Source organism: Arthrobacter sp. 3Tela_A (assembly GCF_049311025.1).
Lineage (GTDB): Bacteria > Actinomycetota > Actinomycetes > Actinomycetales > Micrococcaceae > Arthrobacter_B.
On the sequence record NZ_JAXIOM010000094.1, the window covers coordinates 1 to 8,111 of the forward strand.

Genomic DNA, 8,111 nt, shown 5'->3' on the forward strand with positions numbered 1-8,111 from the left:
CGCCGCCGGCATCCGCGCTCCTGCCTAGGCGCGTGGGCTCGGAGATGGGTATAAGCGACAGGCCGGCGCACCTGTGTGCCGGACGATGCCCGGAGTTGGGCTGAAAGGGAAAAACTTGGGATGCTTTGGGGCATGAATTCCTCGCCCGCCCCCGCACCAGTTCGAGCATCCCTGCACGCCACTGAAGAACTCCAGGCCTGGACCTCAGGCAGCCTCGGAACCATCCGGCTAAACCGTCCGCAGGCCCTGAACGCCATGACGCTGGACATGGTCCAGGCGATGGACCGGGTCCTGCAGGACTGGGAAACGGACGACGCCGTTCAGGCGGTGGTGCTTTATGGTGCCGGTGAGCGGGGTTTGTGTGCAGGCGGGGACATCCGCGCCATTGCCTCGGGCACGGACGCCGAGGCAATGGAGTTCTGGACTGCTGAATACGCCCTGAACGCGCGGGTGGCCGCCTTCCCCAAGCCGTACGTTGCGGTTATGGACGGCGTTGTGATGGGCGGCGGCGTCGGAGTCTCGGGGCACGCCGGAATCCGGATCGCCACCGAGCGGACCAAAGCCGCAATGCCGGAAGTGCGTATTGGGTTCAGCCCGGACTGCGCCGGGTCGCTGCTTTTGGCGCAGGCTCCCGGAGAGCTTGGCACCCACCTGGCCCTGACGGCTGGAACGATGACCGGTGCCGACGCCGTGCTGTGCGGTTTTGCGGACTTCTACGTGCCCTCGGAGTCGCTTCCGGCCCTGCTGGCGGCCCTCGAGTCCGCGGGCAGCGGTGCCGCGGATGTGGTGGCCGCGCTCGCCGTCGAACCTCCGGCTGCACCGCTCGCTGTCGAGCAGGACTGGATAGACGAGTGCTACGCAGGCGGCGACGTCGCTGCCATCCTGGCGAAGCTTGACCGCCACCCCGCCCCGGCTGCGCGGGAAGCGGCGCAGGCCATCCGGGCGATGGCGCCTTTTTCCCTCTCCGTTGCCCTCACCGCGCTCCGGGCCGCCGCCGCCGAACCGGACCTGGCAAAGGTCCTGCAGCGGGACCTGGTGATGGCGGAGCGAATGATCGGACGCCCCGATTTCCGGGAAGGCGTGCGCGCCCGGCTGCTGGACAGGAACCAGCCGCGGTGGAACCCCGCGCGGCTTGACGCCGTCGATCCCCGGGAGGTGGCCTGGACTCTGGCTCTCTGACCTGACCGGTGCCAGAATGGGCGCACTTCGGCCCCATCTCTTCAGACAAGGACACCGGCATGCTGCTCAACGGCAGGAACGCGGTTATCTACGGCGGCGGCGGATCGATTGGGGGAGCGGCAGCGCGTGCCTTTGCCCGCGAGGGTGCCCGCGTTTTCCTCGCCGGACGGCATCCGGAACCGCTCCAAAAAGTCGCAGCGGACATCCGGGCGGCGGGCGGGCTGGTTGAAACCGCCGTCCTGGATGCGCTGAACCAGGAAGCAGTCAACGCGCACGCCGACGACGTCGCGGAGTCAGCGGGCAGCCTGGACATCTCCCTGAACGTCATCCAGCACGGGGATGTGCAGGGCACACCCATGGCTGCGATGTATTTGGAGGACTATCTGCGGCCGGTATCCACTGCCGTGCAGACAACCTTCATCACGGCGCAGGCCGCTGCGCGCCACATGATGGAACAGAAATCCGGGGTGATTCTGGCCTTCGGCGGTTCCGGAACCGAGGACCGCGGACAGTATCTGGGCGGTCTGGTTACCGCCCTGGAAGCCATCGAATCGATGCGGCGCCAGCTTGCCATTGAGCTTGGCCCGTACGGCATCCGGGTGGTGACGCTGCGGTCCGGCGGCATACCGGAATCGCTGCCCCCGGACATGGAGGGCCGGGAAGAAATAGCCGGCGCCATTGCCTCGGCTACGCTGCTGAACCGGGCTGCAACGCTTCAGGACGTCGGCAACGCCGCAGTGTTCGCCGCCTCGGACATGGCCGCAAGCATCACCGGAGCCACCATCAATATCAGCGCCGGAGCGCTGATCGAGTAGGCGCTGTTCGGCCCTGGCACGGCCGGTCGGGACCGGTCAGCGCCTGGTCCGCCAGATGGTGAAGTCCTCGGTGCTCACGGCCGTGTGCATGCCGGAGTCTTCATCGTTGAGCCAGAGGGTTGCGAGTCCGGGCGCCGTATCGCGCACTTCGCCGCGGTAGTAGACCTGGTCGCCGCTGCGGGCCTCGACGTAGTCTCCGCGATGGATCGAACTGATATTGCGGACGCGGCGGGCAGTGGTGTTGGAAAGGGACGGGGACGCGCATGCTGAGGGCAAACTGAACTCCTGTGATATTCGGAAGGGGGCCTAGTTATGTCAACCAGACAAGTGCCCGCAAATATTCCCGGAACGCTCACGGACTCCTGACGCAGGCGCTCCCCGACGCGTAAAGTCTGGGCATGGACATCGTGGATTTCCTGCTGACGCGCTTTCACGAAGATGCCGCAGAGTCACGCAAACTGCTGGGCGGCTCCGAGATATCCCTCTCTGACCGCTGGTACGAGGAGCGGCTCCTGCGCGAATGCGAGGCCAAGCTGATGCTGATCGACATCATCGGCGGTGCCCGCCGCAATGCGCTCTCCCGCATGCTGCAGGATGCAGAGGCAGACAGCCGAAGCTATGCGGATGAACTGGAGTGGACCACGCTGGCGCTGGCTGCCCTGGCCGCTCCGTACGCGGAGCATGTGGACTACCAGGACGTCTGGCGTCTCGTGGAAAAACGGCCCTGACGTCCAGCGCCCCAGCCCTTTGGCCGTCCGGACGCAGCCGCGGCTGTCTTTGGGATGCCTTTGCGCCTAGATTGGCTCGCATGACTGTGGAGACTCCATGACGGAACACAACGACGGCGCCGCACCGGCAAGGCAGCTGCTGGAGCAGCTGGCACAGGCGAAGAATGTTGCCACCACATTCACCGGGTGGGACGGCGGTGTCCAACAGGTCTCGGACGCATCCCTGCGCAGCGTCCTCGCTGCCCGGGGGGCACCTGCCTGGACCCGGGAACAGGCTGAAGCATCCCTCGAGGAAGCGGGACTGGGGCCCTGGCGGCGCACACTGCCGCCCGCCGTCGTTCTCCGCCAGCAGCAGCCCGTTCCGGTAGCCGTCCACCTGCCCCGGGATGCACAGGCGCAGGCCTGGATCACGCTGGAGGATGGCAGTTCCGTCCCGCTGCCCGGACTGCCCGCTCCCGGACAGGCGGCGGAAACGGCAATTGTTGACGGCGCCGAACTGGAAGCCCGCCAACTGGCAATTCCGGCAGGACTTCCGCTGGGCTGGCATGTCCTGCATGTGTCCTTTGCCGGGCAGGAAGCCGAAGCCGTGCTGGCGATTACACCTGACCGGCTGCCCGCTCCCAAAACCGGAGGGCGGGCATGGGGCATGATGGCCCAGCTGTACTCCGTGCGCTCCGAACGGTCCTGGGGGATCGGAGACCTGACGGACCTTGCTGACCTCGCCGCGGTGTCCGGCGAGGCTGGGGCTGCCTTTATGCTCATCAACCCGCTGCATGCTGCCGAGCCCGTGCCCCCGGTGGAGGACTCGCCCTACCTTCCGGCCACCCGCCGCTTCTTCAACCCGCTCTACATCCGGGTGGAAGCCATCGAGGAATACGCCTACCTTCCTGCCCCGGAACGCGCCGCCGTCGAGGCGCTCGCTGCCGGGCAGCAGGCCGTTGACCGTGATGCACGCCTGCTGGACCGCAATTCTTCCTACGCCGCGAAGCTTCAGGCCCTGCGCCGGGTCTACCAGGTGCCGCGGAGCCCGGCGCGGACCCAGCAGTTTGAGGCATTTGTGCGCGACGCCGGGCCGGGCCTGGACAGTTTTGCTCTCTGGTGCGCGCTGGCGGCCGCGTATCCGCCCGATGCGCCCGAGTGGCAGGAGGGACTGCACAGCGCCCTGTCGGCCACCAAGTCCGCCGAGCTTTCGGGCGAAATCACGTTCTACAAGTGGCTGCAGTGGATCTGCGACGAACAGCTTGAATCCGCCCAGCGGGCAGCGGTCAGCGCCGGCATGAAGATCGGAATCGTGCACGACCTCGCGGTGGGGGTCCACCCCGGCGGCGCAGATGCCTGGACGCTGCAGGATGTGCTGGCACCGGAAGTCTCGGTCGGCGCACCGCCGGACATGTTTAACCAGCGCGGGCAGGACTGGAGCCAGCCGCCCTGGGATCCGGACCGGCTGGCGGAAAGCGGCTACGGGGCGTACCGGGACATGCTGCGTACCATCCTCCGGCATGCCGGCGGCGTCCGGGTGGACCACATTCTGGGCCTGTTCCGCCTCTGGTGGATTCCGCGGGGAGAGGATCCCGGGGCAGGCGCCTACGTGTACTACGACCATGAGGCACTGGTTGGCATCCTGGCTCTGGAGGCGCACCGGGCCGGCGCCGTCGTTATTGGGGAAGATCTGGGTGTCTTTGAACCCTGGGTCCAGGGCTATCTGGCTGAGCGCGGCGTACTGGGAACCTCGATTCTGTGGTTCGAGCAGACCGGTGACGGGCCCCGGGAACCTGCGGACTACCGTCCCAGTGCACTGGCCACGATCGGCACACACGACCTGCCTCCGGCCGCGGGCTACCTTGCCGGTGAGCACGTGACACTGCGGGATTCACTCGGGCTGCTGAACCGTCCGGTGGAGGAGGAGCGGGAACTGGACAGTGCAGCCACCCGTGGCATCCTTGACCTGGCCCGCAGGCACGGCCTGCTGGGCGAAAACGCCTCCGAACAGGAGACTGTCGAAGCCCTGCACCGGCTCATCGCACTGAGCCCCTCTGCGCTGGTCGGCGTCGGACTGGTGGACGCCGTCGGTGAACGGCGGACTCAGAACCAGCCAGGCACCTCACGTGAATACCCCAACTGGTGCATTCCGCTGGCCGGGCCGGACGGACACCCGGTCCTCGTCGAGGACCTTGCCGCCAACCCCAGGTTCATTTCCCTGTCCCGGGCCATGAACGCGGCGTTGGGCACCGGCTAGCTAACCCTGCTGGTCGGCGAATGCCACCCGCCGCAGCAGATCGCGCAGCTGGTCCCGTTCCTCCGGGGTAAGGGCGCTGAGTGCGCCCTCCCCGGCAGCCTGGACTACGGCTGCCGCCTCTGCGTACAGCTTCTTGCCGGCAGCGGTGGGGGTAATGATGTTGGACCGGCGGTCGCGCGGGTCGGCTTTGCGCTTTACGGCGCCCCGTTTCTCCAGCGAGTCCACCAGCGCCACGATCTGGCTTGGGTCCAGGAACAGGAACTCTGCGAGCTCGCGCTGGGAGGGGTTCAGGCCGCTGCAGGCCAGCGAGAGGACCGAATAGGACCGGACCTTCAGATCCAGCGATGCCAGTTCCTCGTTGGCCCGGCGCGAACCCACCGACCGTGTACGCGCGGCCAGGAACTCCGTCTCATTCGCCAGCTCCGATGAATACAGGCGCTCGATTCCGGCCTCTTCGGACGGAAGCGCAGCGCGCACGGTTGAATCGGCCGTCTCAGTCATGCATCAAGAGTACGCCCGATTTCAACTGTTGACTTTCTCAACTATCTCAGTTGTCATGGTGTGAGACAGGACACATATCTGAGGAGTTCGAATGTCCCTTTCGGGCAAAGTTGCGATTGTAACCGGCAGTGGGCGGGGCCTTGGCCTGGCCTACGCCCGTGAACTGGCCCGGCAGGGCGCGGCGGTGGTGGTGAACGACGTCGATGCTTCTGTTGCTGAGGAGGCGGTTGCCGCGGTCGCGGCCGACGGCGGGCGTGCCGTTGCCGTCGTCGCTCCGGTTGGTTCCACGGAAACTGCGAAGGCCCTGGTGGCCGCGGCGGTGGAAAACTTCGGAGGTCTGGACATCCTGGTCACCAACGCCGGGGTGCTGCGGGACAAGTCGCTGCTGAAGATGACGGACGAAGATTTTGACCTGGTGATCAACGTGCACCTGCGCGGAACCTTCACCTGCGTCCGGGAAGCGTACGCCTACTTCAAGGAGAACAACGTAGCGGGACGGATCATCGCCATCGGTTCCCCGACCGGCCAGCGCGGAAACTTCGGGCAGACCAACTACGCAGCCGCAAAGGCCGGCATTGTCGGCATGGTCCGGACCTGGGCGATGGAGATGAAGAAGGCCGGCGTCACCGCGAACGCCGTCATCCCCGTGGCCGCCACGGCCATGACCAAAACCGTGCCGTACTTCGCTGCAGCAGTGGAAGCGGACGAGCGCGGCGAGGCCATGCCGGACTTCTTCCGCAAGACCCTGGGCTTTGGCACCGCGGACGACGTCGCCGGCCTGATTGCGTTCCTGGCCTCCGATGAAGCTGCCGGGATTACCGGCCAGGCGATCGGCGTGGGCGGAGACCGGCTCCAGCTCTGGTCCCACCCCGAAGCAGTCGCCTCCGAATACCGGGACGGGGGCTGGACCTATGAGGAACTCGCTGAAGCCTTCCCCTTTGCCGAAAACCAGCAGACCGTGGGGGAGAAGTTCCCGCCGCTGCCCGCTGAACTGCAGCCCCAGACCACCGCTAACTAGCCGCTAGGAAAACCACATGAGTGCCACCGTTGTCACCCTCGAAGAACTGCCGTCCCTGGTCGGCAAGGACCTGGGCTACACCGACTACATCGAGATCACCCAGAACCAGATCAACACCTTTGCCGATGCCACGGATGACCACCAGTGGATCCACACCGATCCCGAGAAGGCCAAGGACGGGCCGTTCGGCGCGCCTATCGCGCACGGGTTCCTGACCCTGTCCCTGATCATTCCGCTCTGGAGTTCACTCTTCGATGTTGAAGGCGTCAAGACCAAGGTCAACTACGGACTGGACCGGGTTCGTTTCACCAACCCGGTAAAGGTCGGGTCCAAGGTCCGCCTGCACTCGGTCATCTCCGAGGTCACCGAGGTAAAGGGCGGCGTGCAGATCAAGACGTCCAACACCATCGAGATCGACGGCGAGGAGCGTCCGGCCGTAGTCGCTGAGTTCCTCGCCCGCTTCTATTCCTGATCCACCGCGCTCCCGGCCCCGTCCGCGGTCCGGGCAGCACCAATGCAGTACAGGCACCACCCTCCAGCAGTATCCATTTCTCCCCTCAAGGAAGAGGAAAGTCATGAGGCACTTCATTTCCCGGCGGGCCGCGAGGGCCTTTGCCCTCGGCGCCGTTGCAACCCTGGCCCTGGCCGGCTGCGGCGGAGGCAGCCTGTCAGGCGACGAGTCCAGCTCATCCCCGTCAGCTTCGGGGTCCGCTGCTGCGGGCGGCGAACTCGAGCAGATCGTGGTCGGTGTCATTGGCATTGCACCTTCCGCAGCCATGCAGTACGGCGTCGATGAAGGCATCTTCGAGGAGCACGGCCTCGACGTCGAACTCCAGACCGGCCAGGGCGGCGCAGCCATGCTGCCGGCAGTCTCCACCGGGGACATGCACTTCGCCGTCGGCAACCCGCTGACCGTCATGGTGGCCAAGGACAAGGGCCTGGACATGAAGATTGTCACAGGGTACTCCAACTCCTACGCCGAAGGCGAGGACATCAACGGGGTAGTGGCCCGAGCGGATTCCGGGATCACCACCTTCGCAGATCTGGAAGGCAAGACCGCCAGCGTCAATGCCGTGAACACCCAGGGCGACCTGACGATTATGGAGGCAGCATCCCTCGCGGGGGCCGACCCGACGCAGATCAAGTTCTCCGAGATGCCGTTCCCGGATATGGAAGCACAGCTGGACCTGGGTAACACGGATGCCATCTGGATTCCGGAACCCTTCCTGAGCAAGGCACTGTCCAATCCCGACAACGTCCTGGTGGGTTACTCCAACCAGGAAGCTGTTCCGGGCATGCCCACCATGGTGACCTTCACTTCCGGCAATTACGCCTCTGCGAATGCGGAGACCGTGCAGAAGTTCAAGGATGCCATGGAAGATCTGCTCACCCAGGCGGAAGCCAACATCGATGACGTCAAGGCAGTTCTGCCCGCCTTTATGAACATGCCGGCGGAAGTGGCCGCCAACCTGAAGATGGAGCAGTACGACGCCGAACTGCGGACTGAGGAGCTCAACGACATGGGCGAGCTGATGGTCAAGTACAAGTTCGTCGAGAATGCCCCCGACCTGGATTCAATGACGGTCGAATAAAGAGCCGTGCCGGGTCCCGCCTGTGCCTCCTCAGGCGGGACC

9 protein-coding genes are annotated in these 8,111 nt (G+C 65.6%); 7 read left to right on the plus strand and 2 right to left on the minus strand.

Annotated features, from left to right (window positions below):
- Positions 1 to 132 precede the first annotated feature (132 nt).
- Entirely contained in the window at positions 133 to 1,179 is a 1,047-nt protein-coding gene (locus TVC13_RS17650) for a 3-hydroxyisobutyryl-CoA hydrolase (RefSeq protein WP_422402440.1), read from the plus strand.
- 59 nt (positions 1,180 to 1,238) lie between these two features.
- Positions 1,239 to 1,994 carry an SDR family NAD(P)-dependent oxidoreductase gene (locus TVC13_RS17655; protein ID WP_422402441.1) on the plus strand — a complete coding sequence of 252 codons (756 nt, stop codon included), beginning with the start codon at positions 1,239 to 1,241 and terminating at the stop codon, positions 1,992 to 1,994.
- Between the two features lie 36 nt (positions 1,995 to 2,030).
- On the opposite strand, the gene TVC13_RS17660 is transcribed toward TVC13_RS17655, so the two are convergent.
- Positions 2,031 to 2,270, minus strand: coding sequence for a hypothetical protein (locus TVC13_RS17660; RefSeq protein ID WP_422402442.1), 240 nt, complete (start codon positions 2,268 to 2,270; stop codon positions 2,031 to 2,033).
- Positions 2,271 to 2,392: 122 nt separating this feature from the next.
- Between TVC13_RS17660 and TVC13_RS17665 the strand changes: the two genes are divergently transcribed.
- Complete coding sequence (locus TVC13_RS17665) at positions 2,393 to 2,722, plus strand: DUF6221 family protein (protein ID WP_152225807.1); 330 nt, start codon at positions 2,393 to 2,395, stop codon at positions 2,720 to 2,722.
- Between the two features lie 97 nt (positions 2,723 to 2,819).
- Positions 2,820 to 4,958: a 4-alpha-glucanotransferase gene (gene malQ, locus TVC13_RS17670; protein ID WP_422402443.1), complete on the plus strand. Its 2,139-nt coding sequence runs from the start codon at positions 2,820 to 2,822 to the stop codon at positions 4,956 to 4,958.
- Here the strand turns inward: malQ and TVC13_RS17675 are convergent, their stop codons facing one another.
- The gene (locus TVC13_RS17675; protein ID WP_422402444.1) at positions 4,959 to 5,459 is read right to left on the minus strand and encodes a MarR family winged helix-turn-helix transcriptional regulator; all 501 of its coding nucleotides are present in this window, start codon (positions 5,457 to 5,459) and stop codon (positions 4,959 to 4,961) included.
- 91 nt (positions 5,460 to 5,550) lie between these two features.
- Here TVC13_RS17675 and TVC13_RS17680 point away from each other — a divergent pair, with 91 nt between their 5' ends.
- From TVC13_RS17680 to TVC13_RS17690, 3 genes are all read left to right on the plus strand, one after another.
- The gene (locus TVC13_RS17680) at positions 5,551 to 6,477 is read left to right on the plus strand and encodes an SDR family NAD(P)-dependent oxidoreductase (protein WP_422402445.1); all 927 of its coding nucleotides are present in this window, start codon (positions 5,551 to 5,553) and stop codon (positions 6,475 to 6,477) included.
- A 16-nt stretch (positions 6,478 to 6,493) separates the two neighbouring features.
- Positions 6,494 to 6,949: a MaoC family dehydratase gene (locus tag TVC13_RS17685; protein ID WP_422402446.1), complete on the plus strand. Its 456-nt coding sequence runs from the start codon at positions 6,494 to 6,496 to the stop codon at positions 6,947 to 6,949.
- Between the two features lie 103 nt (positions 6,950 to 7,052).
- Entirely contained in the window at positions 7,053 to 8,069 is a 1,017-nt protein-coding gene (locus TVC13_RS17690) for an ABC transporter substrate-binding protein (RefSeq protein ID WP_422402447.1), read from the plus strand.
- Positions 8,070 to 8,111: the final 42 nt, after the last annotated feature.